The sequence below is a fragment of the Streptomyces pratensis genome (genome assembly GCF_037137275.1).
In the GTDB taxonomy this organism is placed as follows: Bacteria; Actinomycetota; Actinomycetes; order Streptomycetales; family Streptomycetaceae; genus Streptomyces; species Streptomyces pratensis_B.
The window spans coordinates 1-25,455 of record NZ_JBBBEN010000046.1 but is presented as its reverse complement, the minus strand read 5'-3'; the positions used below and the strand labels follow the sequence as shown (position 1 = coordinate 25,455).

At 70.1% G+C, this 25,455-nt stretch carries 21 protein-coding genes and 1 pseudogene; 17 read left to right on the top strand and 5 right to left on the bottom strand.

Going from position 1 to position 25,455, the window contains the following annotated elements; translation table 11 throughout:
• Positions 1 to 63: 63 nt before the first annotated feature.
• On the bottom strand, positions 64 to 828 hold the full coding sequence (locus V9U70_RS01530) for an IclR family transcriptional regulator (protein WP_336672578.1): 765 nt from the start codon (positions 826 to 828) through the stop codon (positions 64 to 66).
• Positions 829 to 1,068: 240 nt separating this feature from the next.
• Here V9U70_RS01530 and metH point away from each other — a divergent pair, with 240 nt between their 5' ends.
• From metH to V9U70_RS01515, 3 genes are all read left to right on the top strand, one after another.
• The gene (gene metH, locus V9U70_RS01525) at positions 1,069 to 4,581 is read left to right on the top strand and encodes a methionine synthase (protein WP_336672577.1); all 3,513 of its coding nucleotides are present in this window, start codon (positions 1,069 to 1,071) and stop codon (positions 4,579 to 4,581) included.
• 142 nt (positions 4,582 to 4,723) lie between these two features.
• On the top strand, positions 4,724 to 5,425 hold the full coding sequence (locus V9U70_RS01520) for an HAD family hydrolase (RefSeq protein ID WP_336672576.1): 702 nt from the start codon (positions 4,724 to 4,726) through the stop codon (positions 5,423 to 5,425).
• A 308-nt stretch (positions 5,426 to 5,733) separates the two neighbouring features.
• Positions 5,734 to 7,332: an ABC transporter substrate-binding protein gene (locus tag V9U70_RS01515; RefSeq protein ID WP_336672610.1), complete on the top strand. Its 1,599-nt coding sequence runs from the start codon at positions 5,734 to 5,736 to the stop codon at positions 7,330 to 7,332.
• A 107-nt stretch (positions 7,333 to 7,439) separates the two neighbouring features.
• On the opposite strand, the gene V9U70_RS01510 is transcribed toward V9U70_RS01515, so the two are convergent.
• Positions 7,440 to 8,111 carry a response regulator transcription factor gene (locus V9U70_RS01510; protein WP_336672575.1) on the bottom strand — a complete coding sequence of 224 codons (672 nt, stop codon included), beginning with the start codon at positions 8,109 to 8,111 and terminating at the stop codon, positions 7,440 to 7,442.
• A 9-nt stretch (positions 8,112 to 8,120) separates the two neighbouring features.
• The gene (locus V9U70_RS01505; RefSeq protein ID WP_336672609.1) at positions 8,121 to 8,966 is read right to left on the bottom strand and encodes a RecB family exonuclease; all 846 of its coding nucleotides are present in this window, start codon (positions 8,964 to 8,966) and stop codon (positions 8,121 to 8,123) included.
• A 176-nt stretch (positions 8,967 to 9,142) separates the two neighbouring features.
• Between V9U70_RS01505 and V9U70_RS01500 the strand changes: the two genes are divergently transcribed.
• From V9U70_RS01500 to V9U70_RS01490, 3 genes are all read left to right on the top strand, one after another.
• On the top strand, positions 9,143 to 10,390 hold the full coding sequence (locus V9U70_RS01500) for a site-2 protease family protein (RefSeq protein ID WP_336672574.1): 1,248 nt from the start codon (positions 9,143 to 9,145) through the stop codon (positions 10,388 to 10,390).
• A gap of 72 nt (positions 10,391 to 10,462) precedes the next feature.
• Entirely contained in the window at positions 10,463 to 11,371 is a 909-nt protein-coding gene (locus V9U70_RS01495) for a tRNA (adenine-N1)-methyltransferase (protein ID WP_336672573.1), read from the top strand.
• Between the two features lie 186 nt (positions 11,372 to 11,557).
• Positions 11,558 to 12,151, top strand: coding sequence for a hypothetical protein (locus V9U70_RS01490; protein ID WP_336672572.1), 594 nt, complete (start codon positions 11,558 to 11,560; stop codon positions 12,149 to 12,151).
• Between the two features lie 21 nt (positions 12,152 to 12,172).
• Here V9U70_RS01490 and V9U70_RS01485 read toward each other — a convergent pair whose 3' ends face one another.
• Positions 12,173 to 12,484 (bottom strand): ferredoxin, encoded by a 312-nt coding sequence (locus V9U70_RS01485; protein WP_336672571.1) that lies wholly within the window; start codon positions 12,482 to 12,484, stop codon positions 12,173 to 12,175.
• Positions 12,485 to 12,725: 241 nt separating this feature from the next.
• On the opposite strand from V9U70_RS01485, the gene arc reads away from it, so the two are divergent.
• The 6 genes and pseudogenes from arc to prcA all read left to right on the top strand — a co-directional run bounded on the left by arc (position 12,726) and on the right by prcA (position 18,594).
• Positions 12,726 to 14,492 (top strand): proteasome ATPase, encoded by a 1,767-nt coding sequence (gene arc / locus V9U70_RS01480; RefSeq protein ID WP_336672570.1) that lies wholly within the window; start codon positions 12,726 to 12,728, stop codon positions 14,490 to 14,492.
• A 235-nt stretch (positions 14,493 to 14,727) separates the two neighbouring features.
• On the top strand, positions 14,728 to 16,239 hold the full coding sequence (gene dop, locus V9U70_RS01475; protein ID WP_336672569.1) for a depupylase/deamidase Dop: 1,512 nt from the start codon (positions 14,728 to 14,730) through the stop codon (positions 16,237 to 16,239).
• A 129-nt stretch (positions 16,240 to 16,368) separates the two neighbouring features.
• On the top strand, positions 16,369 to 16,587 hold the full coding sequence (locus V9U70_RS01470; RefSeq protein ID WP_336672568.1) for a ubiquitin-like protein Pup: 219 nt from the start codon (positions 16,369 to 16,371) through the stop codon (positions 16,585 to 16,587).
• A gap of 140 nt (positions 16,588 to 16,727) precedes the next feature.
• Positions 16,728 to 16,917: pseudogene (locus V9U70_RS01465) on the top strand (endonuclease domain-containing protein); the annotation flags it as partial.
• Positions 16,869 to 17,714: a proteasome subunit beta gene (prcB, locus tag V9U70_RS01460; RefSeq protein WP_336672567.1), complete on the top strand. Its 846-nt coding sequence runs from the start codon at positions 16,869 to 16,871 to the stop codon at positions 17,712 to 17,714. The pseudogene V9U70_RS01465 and the gene prcB, both read left to right, overlap by 49 nt.
• A 58-nt stretch (positions 17,715 to 17,772) precedes the next feature.
• Positions 17,773 to 18,594 carry a proteasome subunit alpha gene (gene prcA, locus V9U70_RS01455; RefSeq protein ID WP_336672566.1) on the top strand — a complete coding sequence of 274 codons (822 nt, stop codon included), beginning with the start codon at positions 17,773 to 17,775 and terminating at the stop codon, positions 18,592 to 18,594.
• Between the two features lie 44 nt (positions 18,595 to 18,638).
• On the opposite strand, the gene V9U70_RS01450 is transcribed toward prcA, so the two are convergent.
• Complete coding sequence (locus V9U70_RS01450) at positions 18,639 to 19,673, bottom strand: LacI family DNA-binding transcriptional regulator (protein WP_336672565.1); 1,035 nt, start codon at positions 19,671 to 19,673, stop codon at positions 18,639 to 18,641.
• Positions 19,674 to 19,808: 135 nt separating this feature from the next.
• On the opposite strand from V9U70_RS01450, the gene V9U70_RS01445 reads away from it, so the two are divergent.
• The 5 genes from V9U70_RS01445 (at position 19,809) to V9U70_RS01425 (ending at position 25,417) form a co-directional block, all read left to right on the top strand.
• Positions 19,809 to 21,068, top strand: coding sequence for an MFS transporter (locus V9U70_RS01445; protein ID WP_336672564.1), 1,260 nt, complete (start codon positions 19,809 to 19,811; stop codon positions 21,066 to 21,068).
• Positions 21,069 to 21,077: 9 nt separating this feature from the next.
• The gene (gene pafA / locus V9U70_RS01440) at positions 21,078 to 22,439 is read left to right on the top strand and encodes a Pup--protein ligase (RefSeq protein ID WP_336672563.1); all 1,362 of its coding nucleotides are present in this window, start codon (positions 21,078 to 21,080) and stop codon (positions 22,437 to 22,439) included.
• A gap of 144 nt (positions 22,440 to 22,583) precedes the next feature.
• Positions 22,584 to 23,519, top strand: coding sequence for an FKBP-type peptidyl-prolyl cis-trans isomerase (locus V9U70_RS01435; RefSeq protein WP_336672562.1), 936 nt, complete (start codon positions 22,584 to 22,586; stop codon positions 23,517 to 23,519).
• Between the two features lie 43 nt (positions 23,520 to 23,562).
• Complete coding sequence (locus V9U70_RS01430) at positions 23,563 to 23,937, top strand: FKBP-type peptidyl-prolyl cis-trans isomerase (protein ID WP_336672561.1); 375 nt, start codon at positions 23,563 to 23,565, stop codon at positions 23,935 to 23,937.
• Positions 23,938 to 24,181: 244 nt separating this feature from the next.
• Positions 24,182 to 25,417, top strand: a complete 1,236-nt coding sequence (locus V9U70_RS01425; protein WP_419723911.1) for an IS30 family transposase — start codon at positions 24,182 to 24,184, stop codon at positions 25,415 to 25,417.
• The last annotated feature ends 38 nt before the right edge of the window (positions 25,418 to 25,455 follow it).

The window sequence follows — 25,455 nt, the reverse complement described above, 5'->3', positions numbered from 1 at the left end:
AAGAGCCCCGGGCCCGCGGCGCAAGAGCCCCGGGCCCGCGCCTCGAAGCCGCGCGCCCGGGGGTCAGAAGCGGCCCGCGCCCAGATCCCGCGAGACGGCGCGGGCGCAGTCGCGTACGGCGGCGATCAGCTCGGGGCGCAGTGTCCCCTGGGGAGCCAACCGCTCCACCGCGCCCGTCACCGCGACCGCCCCGACCGGCATCCTGCGCCGGTCGTGCACCGGGGCGGCCACCGCGGCCACGCCCTCCCAGGTCTCCTCCGCGTCGGCGGCCCAGCCCTGGGCGCGGATCAGGTCGAGCATCGCCTCGAACTCGTCGGCGGCGGTGACGGTGCGCTGGGTGAAGGGGCGGCGCTCGGCCTCCATCACCTCGCTGTGGGCCACCGGGTCGTAGGCGGACAGGACCTTGCCCAGCGCCGTGGAGTGCAGCGGCTGCATCGCCCCGACCTCCAGGACCTGGCGGCTGTCGTCGGGCCTGAAGACGTGGTGGACGATCAGGACCCCGTGCTGGTGCAGCACTCCGAGGTGGACGCTCTCGCCGCTGGAGCGGGCCAGGTCGTCGGTCCAGACCAGGGCGCGCGCCCGCAGCTCGTGGACGTCCAGATAGCTGTTGCCCAGCCGCAGCAGCTCCGCGCCGAGCTGGTAACGCCCCGACGCCGCGTCCTGCTCGACGAACCCCTCCAGCTGGAGGGTGCGCAGAATGCCGTGGGCGGTGCCCTTGGCCAGCCCCAGCGAGGAGGCGATGTCGGAGAGTCCCAGGCGGCGCTCGCCGCCCGCCAGCAGCCGCAGCATCGCGGCCGCCCGCTCCAGCGACTGGATGTTCTTGGCCATCGCGCCGTACTCCTCCACCTCGATTCGACAATGCTGAACACTATCGGTCGATGTCGACCTCTGTCTGACTCCGGGGGGAAGTCTCCGCCACTGCGCCACACGTGTCGCACCCCGCCCAGCATGCAGTCCACCCCATGGACGCACTGACGCCGCGGGGGCCCCTCGGGCTAGGCTGGCGGGGTGCGCCTTCCCCGAGAAGGACGCAAAGCCGACAGCCGTCGCATCCCTGGGAGATCATCCATGGCCTCGTTGCCGACATCCGCCGCTGACAGCCGGACCCGAGCAGACGCGCTCCGAGAGGCGCTCGCCACCCGTGTGGTGGTGGCCGACGGAGCGATGGGCACGATGCTCCAGGCGCAGGACCCCACGCTCGAGGACTTCGAGAACCTCGAGGGCTGCAACGAGATCCTCAACGTCACCCGCCCCGACATCGTGCGCTCGGTCCACGAGGAGTACTTCGCGGTCGGTGTGGACTGCGTCGAGACGAACACGTTCGGCGCGAACCACTCGGCGGCGAACGAGTACGAGATCGCCGACCGGATTCACGAACTCTCGGAGTCGGGGGCGAGGATCGCCCGTGAGGTCGCCGACGAGTTCGCCGCCCGCGACGGGCGTCAGCGGTGGGTGCTGGGCTCCATCGGGCCGGGCACCAAGCTGCCGTCTCTGGGCCACATCGACTACGGGGTCCTGCGGGACGGCTACCAGCGCAACGCGGAGGGCCTGCTGGCCGGCGGCGCGGACGCGCTGCTCGTGGAGACGACCCAGGACCTGCTGCAGACGAAGTCGAGTCTGATCGGTGCGCGCCGGGCGATGGACGCGCTGGGCGTCGATGTGCCGCTGGTGTGCTCCCTGGCGTTCGAGACGACCGGTGTGATGCTGCTGGGGTCGGAGATCGGTGCGGCTCTGACGGCGTTGGAGCCGTTGGGCATCGATCTGATCGGTCTGAACTGCTCGACCGGCCCGGACGAGATGAGCGAGCACCTGCGGTATCTGGCGCGCCATTCGCGCACCCCGCTGATGTGCATGCCGAACGCCGGTCTGCCGGTGCTCACGAAGGACGGGGCGCACTTCCCGCTGGGCCCCGACGGTCTGGCCGACGCGCAGGAGTCGTTCGTCAGGGACTACGGGCTGTCGCTGATCGGCGGGTGCTGCGGGACGACGCCGGAGCACCTGCGGAAGGTCGTGGAGCGGACGCGGGGGGTGGCGCCGGGCGCGCGGGACCCGCGTCCGGAGCCGGGGGCGGCTTCGCTGTACCAGACGGTGCCGTTCCGGCAGGACACGTCGTATCTCGCCATCGGTGAGCGGACGAACGCCAACGGGTCGAGGAAGTTCCGCGAGGCGATGCTGGAGGCCCGCTGGGACGACTGCGTGGAGATGGCGCGTGACCAGATCCGCGAGGGCGCGCACATGCTGGACCTGTGTGTGGACTACGTCGGCCGTGACGGTGTCGCCGACATGAAGGAGCTGGCCGGGCGTTTCGCGACGGCTTCGACGCTCCCGCTGGTCCTGGACTCGACCGAACTGGACGTGCTGCGGGCGGGACTGGAGAAGCTCGGCGGCCGAGCGGTGCTGAACTCGGTGAACTACGAGGACGGCGACGGCCCCGACTCGCGGTTCGCGAAGGTCAGCGCGCTGGCTGCGGAGCACGGCGCGGCGCTGATCGCGCTGACGATCGACGAGGAGGGCCAGGCCCGTACGGTCGAGCACAAGGTCGCCATCGCCGAACGGCTGATCGCGGATCTCACCGCCAACTGGGGCATCCGCGAGTCCGACATCCTCATCGACACGCTGACGTTCACGATCTGCACGGGCCAGGAGGAGTCCAGGGGCGACGGCATCGCGACGATCGGTGCGATCCGCGAGCTGAAGAAGCGTCACCCCGACGTCCAGACCACGCTGGGCCTCTCCAACATCTCCTTCGGTCTGAACCCGGCCGCCCGGGTCGTGCTGAACTCCGTCTTCCTCGACGAGTGCGTCAAGGCGGGGCTGGACTCGGCGATCGTGCACGCGTCGAAGATCCTGCCGATCGCGCGGCTGGAGGAGGAGCAGGTCAAGGTCGCCCTCGACCTGATCTACGACCGCCGCTCCGAGGGATACGACCCCCTGCAACGGCTGATGGAGCTGTTCGAGGGCGTCAACATGAAGTCGATGAAGGCGGGCAAGGCCGAGGAACTGCTCGCCCTGCCGCTGGACGAGCGGCTGCGACGCCGGATCATCGACGGGGAGAAGAACGGCCTGGAGGCCGACCTGGACGAGGCGCTGCTGGACACGCCGGCTCTGGACATCGTGAACAACACGCTGCTGGAGGGCATGAAGGTCGTCGGGGAGCTGTTCGGCTCCGGGCAGATGCAGCTGCCGTTCGTCCTGCAGTCGGCGGAGGTGATGAAGAGCGCGGTGGCTCACCTGGAGCCGCACATGGAGAAGACCGACGACGACGGGAAGGGCACCATCGTGCTCGCCACCGTCCGCGGCGACGTCCACGACATCGGCAAGAACCTCGTCGACATCATCCTGTCGAACAACGGCTACAACGTCGTGAACCTCGGTATCAAGCAGCCGGTGTCCGCGATCCTGGAGGCTGCGGAGGAGCACCGTGCCGACGTGATCGGGATGTCGGGTCTCCTGGTGAAGTCCACGGTGATCATGAAAGAGAACCTGCAGGAGCTCAACCAGCGGAAGATGGCCGCTGACTACCCCGTCATCCTCGGCGGGGCGGCGCTGACCCGGGCCTATGTCGAGCAGGACCTGCACGAGATCTACGAGGGCGAGGTCCGCTACGCCCGGGACGCGTTCGAGGGGCTGCGTCTGATGGACGCGCTGATCGGCGTCAAGCGGGGGGTGCCGGGGGCTGCCCTGCCGGAGCTGAAGCAGCGCAGGGTGCCCAAGAGCGACGCCGCCGTCCTGGAGGTCGAGGAGCCGGAGGGGTCGGTGCGCTCGGACGTCTCCACCGACAACCCGGTCCCCGAGCCGCCGTTCTGGGGCACCCGGGTCGTCAAGGGCATCCAGCTCAAGGAGTACGCGTCCTGGCTGGACGAAGGCGCCCTGTTCAAGGGGCAGTGGGGGTTGAAGCAGGCCCGGACCGGGGACGGACCCACCTACGAGGAGCTGGCGGAGACCGAGGGCCGGCCGCGACTGCGGGGCTGGCTCGACCACCTTCAGTCGAACAACCTCCTGGAGGCGGCCGTCGTCCACGGCTACTTCCCGTGCGTCTCCAAGGGGGACGACCTGGTCCTGCTGAACGAGGACGGATCGGAGCGGACGCGGTTCACCTTCCCGCGCCAGCGCCGGGGCCGGCGGCTGTGCCTGGCGGACTTCTTCCGTCCGGAGGAGTCCGGCGAGACCGACGTGATCGGTCTCCAGCTCGTCACCGTCGGGTCGAGGATCGGCGAGGCCACCGCCGAGCTGTTCGCGGCCGACTCCTACCGGGACTACCTGGAGCTGCACGGACTGTCGGTCCAGCTCGCAGAGGCCCTCGCCGAGTACTGGCACGCCCGGGTCCGCAGCGAACTGGGGTTCGCGGGAGAGGACCCCGCCGACGTCGAGGACATGTTCGCGTTGAAGTACCGGGGGGCCCGGTTCTCGCTGGGCTACGGGGCGTGCCCGAACCTGGAGGACCGCGCGAAGATCGCCGATCTCCTCCGGCCCGAGCGTATCGGCGTCCACCTCTCCGAGGAGTTCCAGCTCCACCCCGAGCAGTCCACCGACGCGATCGTCATCCACCACCCGGAGGCGAAGTACTTCAACGCCCGTTAGGGCGGCCGTCGCCTCACGGTCGTGCGCCCTTCGCGCACCGTCGACGGACACGCCGTACACTGGTCGGTCCAGTGCAGGCCGGTCGCCCTTCCCCTTCCGGGACGGCGGCCGGCCTTCTCGTCCCTTGAGGAAGGTGTGCCGGATGACGAGTACGGTCCCCGCGTCCCTGACCCGCACGGCCGAAGGCGCCGCCCTGCAGGCGGTCCTTCTCGACATGGACGGAACCCTGGTCGACACCGAGGGCTTCTGGTGGGACGTCGAGAAGGAGGTCTTCGCCGACCTCGGGCACTCGCTGGACGAGGCCTGGCGCGACGTGGTCGTCGGCGGCCCGATGACGCGCAGCGCGGGCTACCTCATCGAGGCCACGGGCGCCGACATCCGGCTGGACGAGCTGACCGTGCTGCTCAACGACCGCTTCGAGGCCCGCGTCGCGCACGGGGCGCCCCTGATGCCCGGAGCCGAACGGCTGCTCGCCGAACTGGCCGCGTGCGACGTGCCCACCGCACTCGTCTCGGCCTCCCACCGCCGCATCATCGACCGGGTGCTGGAGTCCGTGGGGCGTCATCACTTCGCGCTCACGGTCGCCGGGGACGAGGTCACCCGGACCAAGCCCCACCCCGAGCCCTACCTCACCGCCGCCGCGGGCTTCGGAGCCGACCCCTGGCGCTGTGCCGTCATCGAGGACACCCCGACCGGGGTCGCCGCCGCCGAGGCCGCCGGCTGCCGGGTCGTCGCCGTGCCGTCCGTATCGCCCATCCCGCCCGCGGCGGGACGGGTGGTCGTCGGCTCCCTGGAAGAGGTCGATCTGGCCTTTCTGCGCAAGCTCGTCACCCACGTGGGCTGATCCGCGCACCGAGCGTGTTCCTGTGAACGAAAGGCGGAGTTCTCTCTCCGGCCGTGTACATCCCGTCGCCTTTTCGTGGGTGTGGATCATCTGCGGGGCGTATAAGTGAAGAGGCCGGAGGGGTGAGCTTCCTCACGAGCAGCCTTGCCGCGGCTCGGTGAGAACGACTGGGCTGTCCGGAATGGTGATCAAATGTCCCCCGACGTGGCCGCCGGGGGAGCGCGAGCGGGGGTCGGGGCGGTCGGACGAGTCTCCGGGCGGCTACTACCTTTGATTCCTCACCTGCCGGGATGAGGGAGAACGTCCAGATGAACCGCAAGACCCTGGTGCTGCCGGCCGTCGTCGGCCTGCTCGCCCCTGTACTCGCCGGCTGCGGCAGCGGGGACGAGGGCGCCGGTGGCGGCAACGCCATCGTCGTCGGCACCACGGACCAGCTCGTGGCGTCCCAGGAGAATCCCGCTCCGCTCGACCCGGCCATCGGCTACGAAGCGGGCGTCTGGAACGTTCTGCGCCAGACGGTGCAGACCCTCACCGCAGTGCCCACCGGAGGCGGCGAGCCGGTGCCGGAGGCGGCCCGCAGCTGCACCTTCACGGACACCGAGAACGAGAGTTACCGCTGCACCCTGCGACCGGGGCTCACGTTCGCCGACCAGACGCCCGTCACCGCCGATGACGTGAAGCACTCCATTCAGCGGATCATCGACATCGACGCGGACACCGGGCCGGTCGGCCTGCTCGCCAACGTCGACGCGATCGAGACCAAGGGCGACGACCAGGTGATCTTCCACCTGAAGACCCCCGACGCCACCTTCCCCTACAAGCTCGCCACCCCGGCCGCCGGCATCGTGCCGAAGGAGCACTACCCGGCGAAGGCCCCCCGCAAGGGGCTCCAGGTCAACGGCTCCGGCCCGTACACCATGAAGCCGCAGGTCGAGGACGGCCGCGTCGTGAAGATCACCTTCGACAGGAACCCCTCCTACAAGGGCGGACTGAAGGTGCTCAACGACACCGTCGAGATGGACCTCTTCCCCGACGCCGAAGCCATGGGCAAGGCGCTGGAGGAGAAGAAGATCCACATGATGACCCGCGCGATGTCGCCCGAGCAGGCGCACGACATGCTCGTGAACCCGCGGGAAGGCGTCGAGCTCACCGAGATGCCCGGCCTGGCCATCAGCTACCTGGGGTTCGACACCAAGGACCCCGTGGTCAACAAGGCGGTGCGGCAGGCCATCGCGCAGCTCATCGACCGGGGCGAGATCGCGGGCAAGGTGTACGGCACCACCGCCGAGCCGCTCTACTCGCTGATCCCCTCCAGCATCCCCGGGCACACGAACGCCTTCTTCAACAAGTACGGCGAGCCCAGCACCGCCAAGGCCGCCGAGACGCTGCGGGAGGCCGGGATCGAGACGCCCGTGAAGTTCACCCTGCACTACACGAACGACCACTACGGCTCCGCCACCGCGGAGGAGTTCAAGGCGATCCAGCAGCAGCTCAACGGCTCCGGTCTCTTCGACGTCTCCGTCGAGGGCAAGGAGTGGTCGGCCTACCGGGCGGAGCAGAAGCGAGGCGACTACGCGGCGTACGGCATGGGCTGGTTCCCCGACTTCCCGGACCCGGACAACTACACCGCCCCGTTCCTGGACGAGAACAACTTCCTCAACTCGCCCTACCGGTCGCGCGAGGCGCAGGACGTCCTCATCCCCCGGTCCCGCCGAGAGAGCGACCGCACGGCGGCGGCCGCGACCTACGAGAAGATCCAGGACATCGTCGCCACCGACGTCCCCCTGCTCCCGATCTGGCAGGGCAAGCAGTACGTGGCCGCCCGCGACGGCATCGCCGGGGTCGAGCGGTCCGTCAGCTCCACCTCCGAGCTCCAACTGTGGGAGCTGAACCGGCACAGCGCCTGACACCGCTACCACCGAAGCCGCCCGGCCCGGTCCCGTCCGCATCAGGACAGGCCGGGCCGGGCGGCTTCGGCGTGCGCCCACCCCGCTGCCGCGGCGCGGGCGGGCCGTTACTGCGCGCCGGGACGCACCAGCCCGCTCTCGTACGCGTACACCGCGGCCTGCACCCGGTCGCGCAGGCTCAGCTTCGTCAGCACGTGGCCCACGTGGGTCTTGACCGTCGTCTCACTGACGAACAGGTCCGCGGCGATCTCCGCGTTGGACAGCCCACGCGCCACCAGCTTCAGCACCTCGACCTCACGGTCCGTCAGCGTGTGCAGAGCGTCCGGCACCGGCTCCTCGCCGGAGGGCAGATGGTCCGCGTACTTGTCGAGCAGCCGACGCGTGATGCTCGGGGCGAGCATCGCCTCGCCCGCCGCCACCACCCGGATGGCCTGCACCAGCTCGGCCGCCGGCGCGTCCTTCAGCAGGAAGCCGCTCGCCCCGGCGCGCAGAGCCTCCACCACGTACTCGTCGAGATCGAAGGTGGTCAGCACCAGCACCTTCGCCGGGCCGTCCTTCCCGGGGCCGGTGATCTGACGGGTCGCCTCCACCCCGTCCATCCGCGGCATCCGGATGTCCATCAGCACCACGTCGGGCTGCAACGCCCGCACCTGGTCGATGGCCTGCAGACCGTCACCGGCCTCACCCACCACCGCCAGATCGCCCTCGGCCTCCAGGATCATCCGGAAACCGGTGCGCAGCAGAGGCTGGTCATCGACCAGAAGGACGCGGATCGCCACAGAAACTCCTTAAGGCCCCTCAAGGACCACAGCTCGGCCGGCCTCGGCCCGGACGGGTGCCATTGTGCCCTGCACATCCTCACCCGGCTCCGCCGCCCGCACCGCCAGCGGGTATACCGGGGGAGTCCCGCCGAATTCCGGGCACAACGCCTGGTGGTCGCACCAGCCGCACAGCTTCGTCGGGCGCGGCCGCCAGTCGCCGGTCTGTGTCGCGAGCCCGATCGCCTCCCACAACGCCAGCAGCTTGCGCTCCACCCGCTCCAGGTCCGCCACCACCGGGTCGTACGTCACGACGTCCCCGCTGCCCAGATAGACGAGCTGGAGGCGGCGCGGCACGACGCCCTTCAACCGCCAGACCACCAGCGCGTAGAACGTCATCTGGAACAGCGGGCCGTCGGCGTACTCCGGCCGGGGGGCCTTGCCCGTCTTGTAGTCGACGATGCGCACCTCGCCCGTCGGCGCGACGTCGACCCGGTCGATCACCCCGCGCAGCCGCAGCCCCGACTCCAGTTCCGTCTCGACGAACAGCTCGCGCTCCGCCGGCTCAAGACGCGTCGGGTCCTCCAGGGAGAACCACCGCTCCACCAGCCGCTCCGCCTCGGCCAGCCAGCGCGTCAGCCGCTCGCCCTCCTCGTCACCCGCGAACAGCTCCGTCAGCTCCGGCTTCGACTGCCGCAGCCGGTCCCACTGGCCCGGGACCAGCGCCCGCGCCCGCGGCGCGGTGCGGTCCGCCGCCGGGGCGTCGAACAGCCGCTCCAGCACAGCATGGACCAGCGTGCCCCGGGTAGCCGCCTCGCTGGGCTTCTCCGGCAGCTTGTCGATCACGCGGAAGCGGTAGAGCAGGGGGCACTGCATGAAATCGCTCGCCCGCGACGGCGACAGGGACGAGGGCGGCTGAGGCGGCCGCGGCACGGAAGTCATGTCTGAAGACCCTACGGCCTGCCACTGACAGCGAGCGGCATACCATCGACGGTAGACCTCGCACACTGCATGATCGTGGCAAAGGCCACCGACCGAACCGAAGGGATGACGTGGACGAGAGCGGCGACAGCGGACGGCCGCAGCCCGGCGCAGGGGGAGGCACCGGCTCCGCCCCCGGGGACGGCAAGCCGAAACGCCCCGCGGAGTCGGGCGGCGGCCTGCTCATGGGCCGCCCTTTCGGTGTGCCCGTCTACGTCGCCCCCAGCTGGTTCGTCGTCGCCGCGCTGATCACCTGGGTCTTCGGCGGCCAGCTCGACCGTGTGCTGCCCGAGCTCGGCGGCGCCCGCTATCTCGTCGCCCTGTTCTTCGCGATCGCCTTCTACGCCTCCGTGCTCGTCCACGAACTGGCCCACACCGTCGCCGCCCTGCGGTACAAGCTGCCGGTGCGACGCATCCAGCTCCAGTTCTTCGGCGGCGTCTCGGAGATCGAGAAGGAGACGGAGACCCCGGGCCGCGAATTCGTCCTCGCCTTCGTCGGGCCGCTCCTGTCCCTGGCCCTCGGCGGCCTCTTCTACCTCGCCATGCAGCTCGTCGAGCCCGGCACCGTCCCCGGCGTCCTGCTCGCGGGCCTGATGATCTCCAACCTCATCGTGGCCGCGTTCAACCTGCTGCCCGGCCTGCCCCTCGACGGCGGCCGCATGCTCCGCGCCGTCATCTGGAAGATCACCGGCAAGCCCATGAGCGGCACCGTCGCCGCCGTCTGGGTCGGTCGCGCCCTGGCCGTCACCGTCCTCGTCGGCCTGCCGCTGCTCACCCACACCGGAGCCCTCGGCAACGCGACCGAGGACATCGGCGGCGTGGAGACGGTCACCGACGCCCTGCTCGCCGCGATCCTCGCGGGCATCATCTGGACCGGCGCCGGGAACAGCCTGCGCATGGCCCGGCTCCGCGAGCACCTGCCCGGCCTGCGGGCCCGTGCCCTCACCCGGCGCGCCGTCCCGGTCGAGTCCGCCACCCCGCTCTCCGAAGCCCTGCGCCGGGCCAACGAGGCGGGAGCCCGCGCCCTGGTCGTCGTCGACGGGCACGGCGAACCCAAGGGCGTCGTCCGTGAGGCGGCCATCGCCGGAGTGCCCGAGCACCGCCGCCCCTGGGTCGCCGTCAGCGGTCTCTCCCAGGACCTCACCGACGGCATGAAGGTCCCCGCCGAACTCGCCGGCGAAGCCCTGCTGGACCGGCTCAAGGCCACCCCCGCCACCGAGTACCTGGTGATCGAGGAGACCGGCCAGATCTACGGGGTCCTCTCCACGGCCGACGTGGAGCGCGCCTTCGTCGCGGCCATGGCCCGCCCGGACGCCTGACCCCCCCGCCCCGCGTCACCGCCCCGCCCGGAGCCGGGCGGCCGGCCCCCGAAACACCGGTACGCTGGTCACATGTCTGAACCGACCGGTGCCGCCCGCCGACGTGGGCCCTTCAAGGTCGGGGACCAGGTCCAGCTCACCGACCCCAAGGGACGCCACTACACCTTCACGCTCGAAGCCGGAAAGAACTTCCACACCCACAAGGGTTCTTTCCCGCACGACGAGCTGATCGGTGCTCCCGAGGGCAGTGTTGTCCGAACCACGGGAAACGTCGCCTACCTCGCGCTGCGCCCCCTGCTCCCCGACTACGTCCTGTCCATGCCCCGCGGCGCCGCCGTGGTCTACCCGAAGGACGCGGGCCAGATCCTCGCCTTCGCCGACATCTTCCCCGGCGCCCGCGTCGTGGAGGCCGGGGTCGGTTCCGGCTCGCTCAGCACCTTCCTGCTGCGCGCCATCGGCGAACAGGGCATGCTGCACTCCTACGAGCGCCGCGCGGACTTCGCCGAGATCGCCCAGCAGAACGTCGAGCGCTACTTCGGCTCGCCGCACCCCGCCTGGCAGCTGACCGTCGGAGACCTCCAGGACAACCTCTCCGACACCGACGTCGACCGCGTGGTGCTGGACATGCTCGCCCCCTGGGAGTGCCTGGAGGCCGTCTCCAAGGCCCTGGTGCCCGGCGGCATCCTGTGCGCCTACGTCGCCACCACCACCCAGCTCTCGCGGACCGTCGAGTCCATCCGTGAGATCGGCTGCTTCGCAGAGCCGCAGCCCTGGGAGTCGATGATCCGCAACTGGCACGTGGAGGGGCTCGCCGTCCGCCCCGACCACCGGATGATCGGCCACACCGGCTTCCTGGTCACCGCCCGCCGCCTCGCGGACGGCGTCGAGCCGCCGCTGCGCCGCCGCCGCCCCTCCAAGGGCGCCTACGGCGAGGACTACGACGGCCCCGGCAGCCAGAGCGGCTCGGCCTCCCGCGGCTGACCCGTAGAACGTCTCGACGCCGCCCCGCTGTCGCCCNGCCCCCGGGCGACAGCGGGGCGGCGTCTCGTCGTCGTCCCACCTCGTACCCCGGCGTTCCGCCGGCGTGTGAGGTGTGGCACGATGCTGGCCACCCCTCGGGGGTGTCAGGCACCCCCGGGCTCCCAGGAACCACAGGAGACATACCGCGTGCAGACCCCCGTGCTCCCGGACCTCGCGCACCACGCCGCCAAGCCGATCCACTGGCTCGCGACGGCTGCCGCGATGGCCGGTGTCGTCGCGCTGGCCGGGCTGCTCCAGCCCCGTGCGGCCACCGCCACGGCGACCGAGCACCGGAGCACCCCCCGGCCCAGCGCCCCCGCGGCCGCCCCCGACCCGGCCGCGGCGGCCTTCCCGCTGGAGTGCGGCGGCGTCGGCACCACCGTGGCCCGGCAGGCCCCCGGGGATCTGGACGGCGACGGACGGCCGGAAACCGTCGCCGTGGTGCACTGCGCCGCCGGCTCGGGGACCCCGCCCGGCGGCATCTACGTGCTGACGCAGGGGAGCGGGGCCGCACCCCGCGTCGTGGCGGCCCTGGTGGACCCCGCTGCCAGGAAGACGGTCGGCGACTTCGCCGTACGCGACGGCGTCGTCTCGGCCACGCTCCTCGGCTACTCCTCGCTCGACGTGCCCCGCTGCTGCCCCGACCAGGAGGAACAGGCTTCCTGGCGGTGGAGGGGAAAGGCGTTCGTCCGCGCCTCGGGCGACCTGACGCGCGGCGTCCGAGCAGCCCACGGGAGCTGAGCGGCCCCTCGGGGGCTGCCCCTAAGCGGCGTCCGGCCCGTACACCTCGACGCTGTCCTCTACGCGCCGCACGTGGATGCAGTCCCCGGGGCACTCCTTGGCCGAATCGACGACGTCCTGGAGCAGCGGCAGCGGTACCGGAGTGGTGGCGCCCTTGTCCTGGAGCAGCTCGTCGTCACCGCTCTTCACGTAGGCCAGACCGTCGATGTCCAGCTCGAAGACGTCGGGTGCGTACTGCACGCAGATGCCGTCGCCCGTACAGAGATCCTGGTCGATCCAGACCTCCAGGTCCTGGGTGCCACTGTCGCCCGGCGAGTCCTGCTGCACGGTCATGTGTCCTGCCGTTCCCTGCGTATGCGAATCAATTGGAGCCAGCCCTGACGGGTGTTGAACGCTTCGACGATACAACCGGCTGCTTTCCGGTGCCGAAGGGTGGGTATTCCCTTGGCGTGAGGGAGGGCGCAAGGGTGAAGATCGGACACACCCCGCAGTCTTTGTGATCTAGGGGTTTCAATCACCACCCACCCAGGTAGGGTCAGGAAGCGTCCAGCTCCCCATGGAGGAGGTGAGGACCGTGGCAGCCCACGACGACGACATCAACCGCGGCATCCGGCCCGCGCGGGGGTCAGAAGACCCAGCCGGCCAGGTTGCCTATCTCGAGCAGGAAATCGCCGTCCTGCGACGTAAGCTCGCCGACTCTCCGCGTCATACGAGGATTCTCGAAGAGCGGATCGTCGAGTTGCAGACCAACCTGGCGGGCGTGTCCGCGCAGAACGAGCGGCTCGCCAACACGCTCCGCGAGGCGCGTGACCAGATCGTGGCCCTCAAGGAGGAGGTCGACCGGCTCGCGCAGCCGCCGGCCGGCTTCGGCGTCTTCCTGCAGGCCAACGAGGACGGCACCTGCGACATCTTCACCGGGGGCCGCAAGCTCCGGGTGAACGTCAGCCCCAGCGTCGAGCTGGAGGACCTCCGGCGCGGCCAGGAGGTCATGCTCAACGAAGCGCTCAACGTGGTCGAGGCCATGGAGTTCGAGCGGGCCGGGGACATCGTCACCCTCAAGGAGATCCTTGAGGACGGCGAGCGGGCCCTGGTGGTCGGGCACACCGACGAGGAGAGGGTGGTGCGGCTCGCCGAGCCGCTGCTGCACCTCACCATCCGCTCGGGTGACGCGCTGCTCCTGGACTCCAGATCCGGTTACGTCTACGAGGTCGTGCCCAAGAGCGAGGTCGAGGAGCTCGTCCTCGAAGAGGTCCCGGACATCGACTACGACAAGATCGGCGGCCTGGGCGACCAGATCGAGCTGATCCGCGACGCGGTCGAGCTTCCGTACCTGCACCCCGACCTCTTCAAGGAGCACGAGCTGCGGCCGCCGAAGGGCATCCTGCTCTACGGTCCGCCCGGTTGCGGCAAGACCCTCATCGCCAAGGCCGTGGCCAACTCGCTCGCCAAGAAGGTCGCCGAGGTCACCGGTCAGCCCGCGGGAAAGAGCTACTTCCTCAATATCAAGGGCCCCGAGCTCCTCAACAAGTACGTCGGCGAGACCGAGCGGCACATCCGCCTGGTCTTCCAGCGTGCCCGGGAGAAGGCGAGCGAGGGCACCCCCGTCATCGTCTTCTTCGACGAGATGGAATCCCTCTTCCGCACTCGCGGCAGCGGCGTCAGCTCGGACGTGGAGAACACCATCGTCCCCCAGCTGCTCGCCGAGATCGACGGGGTGGAGGGCCTGGAGAACGTCATCGTCATCGGCGCCTCCAACCGCGAGGACATGATCGACCCGGCCATCCTGCGCCCCGGGCGTCTCGATGTGAAGATCAAGATCGAGCGTCCGGACGCCGAGTCCGCGAAGGACATCTTCGCCAAGTACCTGACCCCGTCGCTCCCGCTGCACGCGGACGATCTGGCCGAGCACACCGGCTCCCGCGAGGGCGCCGCCCACGCCATGATCCAGTCCGTCGTGGAGCGGATGTACACGGAGTCCGAGGAGAACCGCTTCCTCGAGGTCACGTACGCCAACGGCGACAAGGAGGTCCTGTACTTCAAGGACTTCAACTCCGGCGCGATGATTCAGAACATCGTCGACCGGGCGAAGAAGATGGCTATCAAGGCATTCCTCGAACACGGCCAGAAGGGTCTGCGGGTCGCTCATCTCCTCCAGGCCTGCGTGGACGAGTTCAAGGAGAACGAGGACCTGCCGAACACGACGAACCCGGACGACTGGGCCAGGATCTCCGGAAAGAAGGGCGAGCGGATCGTCTTCATCCGCACGCTCGTCACCGGAAAGCAGGGCGCGGACACCGGGAGGTCCATCGACACGGTGGCGAATACCGGCCAGTACCTGTAATACGCGGACCGGCTGCGAAGGCCTGCCAGAGGCCTTCGCAGCCGGTCGCATTCCCCCGATCCGGCCAGGCCGGAACAATCCTCGTAATCGATCTCCCCACCGGCGCAGAGGCGCTCTAGGCTCTGCGGTACCGCCGAGTCGCGCGGTGCGGTGACGGGCGCCGCACACACCGGACACAGCAGCGGTACTTGAGCGTCGCTCCCGGACGGGGCCGGCGCCGGGCAAGGAGGGACGCATGACCGTACGGCGAGTAATGGGCATCGAGACGGAGTACGGGATCTCCGTCCCCGGCCATCCCAACGCCAATGCCATGCTCACCTCGTCCCAGATCGTCAACGCCTACGCGGCGGCGATGCACCGGGCCCGACGGGCCCGCTGGGACTTCGAGGAGGAGAATCCGCTGCGGGACGCGCGAGGCTTCGACCTCGCCCGAGAGACGGCCGACTCCAGCCAGCTCACCGACGAGGACATCGGCCTGGCCAATGTGATCCTCACCAACGGCGCTCGGCTGTACGTCGACCACGCGCACCCCGAGTACAGCTCGCCGGAGATCACCAATCCGCTCGACGCGGTGCTCTGGGACAAGGCCGGCGAGCGGATCATGGCGGAGGCCGCCGAACGCGCGGCCGCTATTCCCGGCGCGCAGCCGATCCACCTCTACAAGAACAACACCGACAACAAGGGCGCCTCCTACGGCACGCACGAGAACTACCTGATGCAGCGGGAGACCCCGTTCTCGGACATCGTGCGCCATCTGACGCCCTTCTTCGTCTCGCGCCAGGTCGTCACGGGGGCGGGCCGGGTCGGCATCGGCCAGGACGGCGACGAGCACGGCTTCCAGATCAGCCAGCGCGCCGACTACTTCGAGGTCGAGGTCGGCCTGGAGACCACGCTCAAGCGCCCCATCATCAACACCCGGGACGAGCCCCACTCCGACGCCGAGAGATACCGCCGGCTCCATGTGATCATCGGCGACGCCAACCTCTCGGAGATCTCCACCTACCTCAAGCTCGGCACCACGGCCCTGGTGCTGTCGATGATCGAGGACGGCTTCATCACCGTCGACCTCGCCGTCGACCAGCCCGTCCGCACCCTGCACCAGGTCTCGCACGACCCGGATCTCCGGCAGCTGGTCACGCTCCGCAGCGGTCGGACGCTCACCGCTGTCCAGCTCCAGATGGAGTACTTCGAGCTGGCCCGCAAGTACGTGGACGAGCGGTACGGGGCCGACGCCGACGAGCAGACCAAGGACGTCCTGACCCGCTGGGAGGACACCCTCAACCGGCTGGAGACCGATCCGATGAGTCTGGCCGGCGAGCTGGACTGGGTCGCGAAGCGGGAACTGATGGAGGGCTACCGGCGCCGCGACGGGCTGGACTGGGACGCCCCCCGGCTGCATCTGGTCGACCTCCAGTACGCGGACGTGCGCCCCGACAAGGGCCTCTACAACCGCTTGGCGGACCGGGGGCGCGTCAAGAGGCTGCTGGAGGAGGACCAGATCGCCCGGGCCCGTACGAAGCCCCCGGAGGACACCAGGGCCTACTTCCGGGGACGCTGCCTGGAGCAGTACGCCGACGACGTGGCGGCGGCCTCCTGGGACTCGGTCATCTTCGACCTCCCGGACCGCGACTCGTTGCAGCGGGTGCCCACGATGGAGCCGCTGCGCGGGACCCGCGAGCACGTGAAGGACCTGCTCGACCGGTGCCGTACGGCTCAGGAGCTGGTCCAGGCGCTGTCGGGCGGCTGAAAGGCCTCCCGGCTGGGAATCCATCATCGTAGGGCCCGGACGTCTCTACGAGTACCGGGCCGATGTCGGACCCCGTGGGTAGGGTCTGATCAAGAGCTTCGATTGCTTCGAACGAGCGGGGTGAGCTGCATGGCGACCAAGGACAGCGGCGGCGGACAGCAGAAGGCGACGCGTTCCACCGAGGAGGTCGAGGAGCAGGCGCAGGACGCGCAGGGCTCCGAGGACCTCCAGGAGCGCCAGGAGAAGCTGAGCGACGACGTCGACTCGGTCCTGGACGAGATCGACGACGTCCTCGAGGAGAACGCCGAGGACTTCGTCCGCTCCTTCGTCCAGAAGGGCGGGCAGTAGGCCGCGCGGTGAAGGCCCGCTAGCGTCGGGCGTTTCGTATGCACACCGGACACGACAGGGGGGACGGGGCGGCGGGCGTCCGCGACGCGGCGCCCNGCCCGCCGACCCCCGGGCCCGCCCCCCAGGTCGGGTCAGATACCCCCGCCGAACATGTGGATCACTCCCGCGGGGCGGGTAGGGTCCGTGGCGTACTGTGCTTCAACGGCAAATCGGCCATCGCCAAGTTGGGGGATGATCCTGACTCTCTTGCGCAGGGCCATCGCATACCTGGAGGGAAACGCGTGGAAGCCAACACTCGTAGCACCGGGCGTCTACCAGCTGCCTTCCTGACGCCGGGATCGTCCTCGTTCATGGACTTCCTGTCCGACCAGTCTCCCGAGATGCTTCCGGGCAACCGGAGCCTGCCGCCGCTGCAGGGGGCCATCGAGGCGCCGCACGGGACGACCATCGTCGCCGCGTCCTTCCCCGGTGGCGTCGTCCTGGCCGGTGACCGGCGCGCCACCATGGGCAACATGATCGCGCAGCGCGACATCGAGAAGGTCTTTCCGGCCGACGAGTACTCGGCGGTGGGCATCGCCGGCACCGCCGGGCTGGCCGTGGAGATGGTCAAGCTCTTCCAGCTGGAGCTGGAGCACTTCGAGAAGGTCGAGGGGGCCCAGCTCTCGCTGGAGGGCAAGGCCAACCGGCTCTCCACCATGATCCGCAGCAATCTGGCCATGGCCATGCAGGGCCTCGCCGTCGTGCCGCTCTTCGCCGGCTTCGATGTCGACCGCGAGAAGGGGCGCATCTTCTCGTACGACGTCACCGGCGGCCGCTCCGAGGAGAACGGTTACGCCGCCACCGGCTCCGGGTCCATCTTCGCCCGCGGTTCGATGAAGAAGCTCTACCGCGAGGACCTGACCGAGCAGCAGGCCCTCACCCTGGTCGTGCAGGCGCTGTACGACGCGGCGGACGACGACTCGGCGACCGGCGGCCCGGACGTGGCGCGCCGCATCTACCCGATCGTCACCGTCATCACCGACGAAGGCTTCCGGAGGCTGACCGACCAGGAGTCCTCCGAGATCGCGCGCTCCGTGCTGGAGCGGCGACTGGAGCAGCCCGACGGCCCGCGCGCCGCGCTGCTCTGACCCGGACTCCGAGCCTCTTGAGATGCACTCGTCACTGACAGAAAGGGACGGATAGCCGGTGTCGACGCCGTTCTATGTCTCACCCCAGCAGGCCATGGCCGACCGGGCGGAATACGCCCGCAAGGGCATTGCTCGTGGTCGCAGCCTCGTTGTGCTGCAGTACGCCGACGGCATTGTGTTCGTCGGCGAGAACCCGTCCCGCGCGCTGCACAAGTTCAGCGAGATCTACGACCGGATCGGCTTCGCCGCCGCCGGCAAGTACAACGAGTACGAAAACCTCCGCATCGGCGGTGTGCGCTACGCCGACCTGCGCGGATACACCTACGACCGGGACGATGTGACGGCCCGCGGGCTGGCCAACGTCTACGCCCAGACACTCGGCACCATCTTCTCCAGCGCCGCCGAGAAGCCCTACGAGGTCGAGCTGGTGGTCGCGGAGGTGGGCGCCGCCGCCGAGGGCGACCAGATCTACCGGCTGCCGCACGACGGCTCGATCGTGGACGAACACGGCTCGGTCGCGGTCGGCGGCAACTCCGAGCAGATCAGCAGCTTCCTCGACCAGCGCCACCGCGACGGCATGACGCTCGCGGAGGCGCTCAAGCTGGCCGTGCAGGCGCTCTCGCGGGAGCCGGGCGGCGGCGAGCGGGAGATCCCCGCCGAGCGGCTGGAGGTCGCGGTGCTGGACCGCACACGGCCCCAGCAGCGCAAGTTCAAGCGGATCGTGGGACGCCAACTGACCCGGCTGCTGGACACGGAAGCGGCGGGCAGCACGCCGACCGACGCCCCGTCCGACACCGAGGACGCCGACTCCGCCGACGTCGACGGCGCCCCCGGCTCCCCCGGAGCCGAGGGATCAGGGCCGAACTCCACGGAGGAGTAGCAGGCGGCGCGAGCGGGGCCCCGGTCGTCATGGCCGGGGCGCCGTCATGACCGGGTGGCGCGCGGCGGCGCGGTGGAGCCGCGTACGACCAGCTGGACGGGGAGCCCGCCCTGTTCGGCGGGGCGGCCCGCCAGGACGGCGAGCAGCGCCTCCATGCCCCGCTCCCCGACCCGGTCGGCGGGCAGCCGCACCGTGGTCAGCTCCGGTTCCAGGGCGGTGGCCAGCGCCAGGTCGTCGAACCCGGTGACCGACAGCTCCTGCGGCACCCGCAACCCGAGCCGGCGGGCGGCCTTGCAGGCGCCGGCGGCCAGGACGTCGTCGTCGCAGACGAGCGCGGTGGGCCGGCCGTCGGCCGAGGCCAGCGCCTGTTCGGCGGCCTCCCGGCCCGCTCGTACGTCCAGGGGGGCCCGCACCGTGCGCAAAGTCGCCCCCGGCACGGGGTCCAGGGCCTGCCGCAGCGCCTCGGCGCGGACGGCGAACGTCCAGGTGTCCACGGCGGACGCCAGATGCAGGAAGTGACGGTGACCGAGGCCCAGCAGATGGTCCGTCACCTGTCGCATGCCGTCCGCGATGTCGAGGTTCACGTGCGCCGCGGGGCCGGGCCCGGCCGGGTCGCTGTCCAGCATCACCAACGGCAGCTCGGCCCCATGCAGCGCGTCGAGGGCGTCGGCGGCCATGGAGGAGGCGATGACCCCGTCGAGCGACGCACGGGCCGAGGCGAACGGGTCGCGGGCCGGGCCCGTGCCGTCGGGGGAGGGGTAGAGCACCACCCCGAAGTCGTGCTCGGCGGCGACGGCCGCCGCCCCGGTGTACACCCGGGCGAAGAACTCGTTGGTGAGCGCGGGAACCACGAGCAAGGCGGTCCTGGTGCCGCCGAGCCGCAGACTGCGAGCCGCCAGATTGGGCCGGTAGCCCAGCTCCGCCGCGCGGTCCCGGACCCGCTGGGCCGTGGTCTCTGAGACCCTTCCCGGCCACTTCTCGCCCAGCACGAGCGAGACCGTGGCCTGCGAGACACCGGCCGCACGGGCCACGTCGCGGCTGGTGGGCCGGGTGGGGACGGGCTGCTGAGCGCTGATCACTCGGGCCTCCGTGCGGGGTGGTTCCGGACGCCGCGAGGTGGACCCGCGGATTGCGCACATGGTACGTATGACCCTCGACGTTATACGTAAAACCTCGGTGCGGCGCCAGTGCGGCCGGGGCGGAGAGGGGCGGGAATGGCCGCGGGATATCTGGACATCCTCCGGGCGCGGCACGCCGCCCGGCTGCTGACGGGCACCCTGGTGGGGCGGCTGCCCAGCGGCACCGCGCACATCGCGATCGTGCTGTTCACCCGCGCCGAGGGGGGCAGCTACACGCTCGCGGGCGCCCTGGCCGCCGCCTACGGGCTCGCCACCGCCGTGGGGCAGCCGCTGCTGGGCCGGGCGGTGGACCTGTACGGGCAGCCGCGCGTGCAGCTCCCCGCCGCCGTCCTCTCCGCGCTGGGCATGGCGCTGCTGGCCCTCGTCGGCCTCGACCCGCTCCCCCTGGCCTACCTCGCCGTCGTCGTCGCCGGAGTCGCCACGCCCCCGCTGGAGGGCGGGCTGCGGGCCCTGTGGCCCAGCGTGCTGAAGCGGGAGGACCAGGTACACCGGGCGTACGCCATGGACGCCGTGGCCCAGGAGGTCATGTTCACGGTGGGCCCACTGCTGGTGACGGTGCTCGTCGCGCTCTGGTCCCCGGCCGCCGCGCTGCTCGTCATCAACGCCATCGGGGTGCTCGGCGCGCTGTCGGTCGTGCTCTCCGAGCCGTCGCGGACGTGGCGCTCCGCACCCCGCGAGGCGCACTGGCTCGGCGCCCTGCGCTCGCCCGGGCTCCTCGCCCTCCTCGGCACGTTCTTCTTCGTGGGGCTCGCGCTCGGCTCCATCACGGTGGCCGGGGTGGCCTACGCCGACGACCACGGCCGGGAATCGGTCTACGGCTGGCTGATGGCCGCGGTCGGCCTCGGCGCGCTGATCGGCGGCCTGGCCTACGGCGCCCGGCAGTGGACCGGCGCGCCCGAGCGGCGGTTGCGGATCGTCGTGGGCCTCCTGGCGCTGGGCTACCTGCCGTTGACGCTCACCCCCTCGGTACCCGTCATGACGGCGCTCGCCGCCCTCGCCGGAGTGTTCCTCGCCCCCGCCATCGCCTGCTCCTTCATCGTGGTGGACCGCCATGCCCCGCGCGGCACGGTGACCGAGGCGTTCTCCTGGCTCGTCACCACCTTCGGGGTGGGCGCCGCCGCCGGAACGGCGGTCGCGGGCCCGGCCGCCGAGCTCGGGTCCACCGCCTGGAGCTTCGCGGTCGCGGGGGCCGGGGGAGCGGCCGCCCTGACGGTCCTGCTGGCCACCGGAAAGGTCCTCGCGGCTCCCGCCCGTACGCCCGCAGTGGTGGCGGTATCGGAAAATGATCGAAACGGTGCTGTCGAACCCGGTTTCAGCACAGGCCCCAAGGCGTAATGTTCAGTCATGGACCGCCGCATTTTCGGGCTGGAGAACGAGTACGGCGTCACGTGCACGTTCAGGGGACAGCGCCGACTGTCACCTGACGAAGTGGCGCGCTACCTCTTCCGCCGTGTCGTGTCATGGGGCCGCAGCAGCAACGTCTTTCTGCGGAACGGCGCCCGCCTCTACCTCGACGTGGGATCGCATCCGGAATACGCAACACCCGAATGCGACAACGTGACCGAGCTGGTCACGCACGACAAGGCGGGCGAGCGCATTCTGGAAGGCCTGCTCGTCGACGCCGAACGCCGCCTGCACGAGGAGGGAATCGCGGGCGACGTCTACCTCTTCAAGAACAACACCGACTCGGCGGGAAACTCCTACGGATGCCACGAGAACTACCTTGTGGCCCGCCACGGAGAATTCTCCCGGCTCGCGGACATCCTCATCCCCTTCCTCGTCACCCGGCAACTGATCTGCGGAGCGGGCAAGGTGCTCCAGACCCCGCGCGGCGCCGTCTACTGCGTCAGCCAGCGCGCCGAGCACATCTGGGAGGGCGTCAGCTCCGCGACCACCCGCTCCCGGCCGATCATCAACACCCGCGACGAGCCTCACGCCGACGCGGAGCGGTACCGCCGCCTCCACGTCATCGTCGGCGACTCGAACATGTCCGAGACGACCATGCTGCTCAAGGTCGGCGCCACCGATCTCGTGCTCCGCATGATCGAAGCTGGCACCGTGATGCGTGACCTCACCCTGGAGAACCCGATCCGGGCGATCCGCGAAGTCAGCCACGACCTCACCGGGCAGCGCAAGGTGCGACTGGCCAGCGGCCGGGAGGCCTCGGCCATAGAGATCCAGCGGGAGTACTACGAGAAGGCCGTGGACTTCGTCGAGCGCCGGGACATCCGCACCGGCACCGTCGACCAGGTCCTGGAGCTGTGGGGCCGCGCGCTGGACGCGATCGAGACCGAGGACCTCGACCGGATCGACACCGAGATCGACTGGGTCATGAAGTACAAGCTCATCGAGCGGTACAGGGCCAAGCACAACATGACCATGTCGAATCCGCGGGTCGCCCAGATAGACCTCGCCTACCACGACATCCACCGCCGCCGAGGTCTCTTCTACCTGCTGGAGCGCAAGGGGCAGACCGCCCGCATCTGCAACGACCTGAAGATCTTCGAGGGCAAGTCCGTGCCTCCGCAGACCACCCGGGCGCGGCTGCGCGGCGACTTCATCCGCCGGGCCCAGGAGCAGCGGCGGGACTTCACCGTCGACTGGGTCCACCTCAAGCTCAACGACCAGGCACAGCGCACGGTGCTGTGCAAGGACCCGTTCCGTTCCGTGGACGAGCGGGTGGAGAAACTGATCGCGGGCATGTGAGCACGCGTACGCACACGGCTCCGGCCCCGGGACCCCGCCAGGTTCCGGGGCCGGAGCCGTGTGCAAGGTCCGGCCCGAACCGAAAGGGAGGCTCTAGAGTGTTCCGGGACCGAACCACCGTGCCTCCCGAGATCTGAGGAACCCGTGCGCCGAACTGCCGGCCTTCTCGTCGCCCCCCTCCTGCTGTTGTCGGCAGTGGCGTGCGGCAGCGAAGAGGCCTCCGACTCCGCCTCGCCCACGAACGGCGTCCCCGCGATCACCGCGGGTGAGAAGTTCGGCGAGAAGCCCACCCTCTCCAAGGGTGAGGGCGACCCGCCCAAGGAACTGACGACCGAGGTGATCAGCGAGGGCGACGGCGCGAAGCTCGAGAACGGCGACGCGATCCAGGTCAACTACCTCGGCCAGGCCTGGGACTCCACCAAGCCGTTCGACAACAGCTTCGACCGCGAGCAGCCCTTCGACCTGACGCTCGGCGCCGGCATGGTCATCCAGGGCTGGGACAAGGGTCTGGCCGGCCAGAAGGTCGGCAGCCGCGTCGAGCTGGTCATCCCGCCGGAGCTGGGCTACGGCGAGCAGGGCCAGGGCGACATCAAGCCGAACGCGACCCTGGTGTTCGTCGTCGACATCCTGAAGGCCACCCAGATCCCGGCCTCCGCCGAGGGCGCAGAGGTCGCGCAGGACGACATCGACCTGCCCAAGGTCGGCGCCAAGGCGGACGGCAAGGCCCCCGCGGTCACCATCCCCAAGAGCGATCCGCCCGAGAAGCTCGTCTCCAGCTACGTCCTGGAGTCCGACGGCGAGGCCGTCGAGGAGTCGGACAGCGTCGTCGTGAACTACGTGGGGCTGCTGTGGAAGGGCTCCAAGGAGTTCGACAACACCTACGCCCAGGGCAAGACCCAGACCTTCCCGCTGTCGCAGGTCACCCTCAAGGGGCTGAAGAGCGGTCTGACCGGCAAGAAGGTCGGCAGCCGGGTGCTGCTCGTCATCCCGCCGGACCAGGCCTTCGGTGACCAGGAGCAGCAGGCCGTCCCGAAGAACTCCACCCTGGTCTTCGCCGTGGACATCCTCGCCAAGGTGTAAGACTGTCCCGGTTGCCCAGTTCATCATGTGGAGGAGCAGTTCAGTGAGCATCGAGAAGCCCGAGATCGACTTCCCGGGTGGCGAGCCGCCGGCCGACCTGGAGATCAAGGACATCTGGGAGGGCGACGGCGCCGTAGCCAAGAAGGGCGACCGGGTCCAGGTCCACTACGTGGGCGTCGCCTTCTCCACCGGTGAGGAGTTCGACGCCTCCTGGAACCGCGGCGCCCCGCTGGCCTTCCAGCTCGGCGGCGGCCAGGTCATCTCCGGCTGGGACCAGGGCATCCAGGGCATGAAGGTCGGCGGCCGGCGCCAGCTGACGATCCCCGCCCGCCTCGCCTACGGCGACCGCGGCGCGGGCAACGGGGTCATCGCCCCCGGTGAGACGCTGATCTTCGTCTGCGACCTGATCTCCGTCTGACACCCCCAGCACGCGCACGAGGGCCCCCGCAGCTCTTGGGTTCTAACGGTCCTCGCAACACCCGCGATCTGTGGGAGTTGCGAGGACCGTGGTCGTTGGACGCGATGACCTTGTGGGGTTGAGGGAGCGTTTCCTTGCGCGGCTTGATGCCGTGGAGAACGTGACCGTGGTGGCGCGGGAGCTGGGGGTGAACCGGAATACTGCCTTCGGCTGGGCCCGGAAGGCCGGACGGAGCTCGGTGCGTCTGCCGCGCCGGCATTCCGGGCGGGACGAGTACGAGCGGCTTCGGGTCGCCGGTGTCGCACGCCGTGTGGCGGCCCGGCAGGTCGGTGTGAACGAGCGCACGGCCAAGGACTGGGACTGGGGCGTCAAGAAGACCGGCACCACGCGCACCTATCCGGACGGGCGCCGTGTCGACTACACCACCGGGACCGTCACGATGGGCGGTGTGACCACGGCACCGGTGGGCCTGACGGCCCTGGACAAGCAGCTCAACCCGCGTTTCCTGACGCTCGCCGAGCGCGAGAAGATCCGCGATCTCCGCGCGGTGGGGCAGTCGCTGCGGGCGATCGGACGTGCCCTGGGACGGCCGGCGAGCACGGTCAAGCGGGAGATCGACGCGAACGCGGGCAGCGAGGGCTACCAGCCCTACGCCGCCCACCGCGCGGCCGCCGCACGCAGGCCCCGGCCCAAGGACCGCAAACTGCTGCGCGAGGGCCGGCTGCGCCGCTTCGTCCAGGACGGACTGCGCACGCGGTGGTCACCGGAGCAGATCTGCCACGCTCTGACGACGGAGCATCCCGACGACGAGAGCATGCGGGTGAGTGTGGAAACGGTCTACCAGGCGCTGTACTTCCAGGCCCGAGGCGGCCTGAAACGGGAAGTGCAGGCCGCCATCCGTTCCGGCCGGACCCGCCGCAAGCCACGCCGGGATCCCGAGCGGCGCACGCCCCGGTTCATCGACCCGATGGTGATGATCAGCGACCGCCCCGCCGACGTCGAGGACCGGGCGGTGCCCGGTCACTGGGAAGGTGACCTGATCATCGGCGCGGGCGGCCGTTCCGCGATCGCCACCCTGGTCGAGCGCTCCACCCGCTACACGATGCTGGTCCACCTGCCCGGCGGCGCCCATGACGCCGAGACCGTCCGCGACGGTCTCGTCCGCACCGTCCAGACGCTGCCCGCCCACCTGCGTGGCTCCCTCACCTGGGACCAGGGCAGCGAGATGGCACGCCACAAACAGTTCAGCATGGCCACCGGAATGCCCGTCTACTTCTGCGATCCCGCCTCGCCCTGGCAGCGCGGCTCGAACGAGAACACCAACGGGCTGCTGCGGCAGTACTTCCCCAAGGGCACCGATCTGAGCGTCCACAGCCCCGAAGACCTCGAACACGTCGCCCAGGAACTCAACGGCCGCCCACGCAAGACGCTCGGCTGGGCAAACCCAGCCGAGCGTCTACGTGATCTACTCACCACCTAAACCCAGTGGTGTTGCGACGACCCCTGGAACCCAAGGCG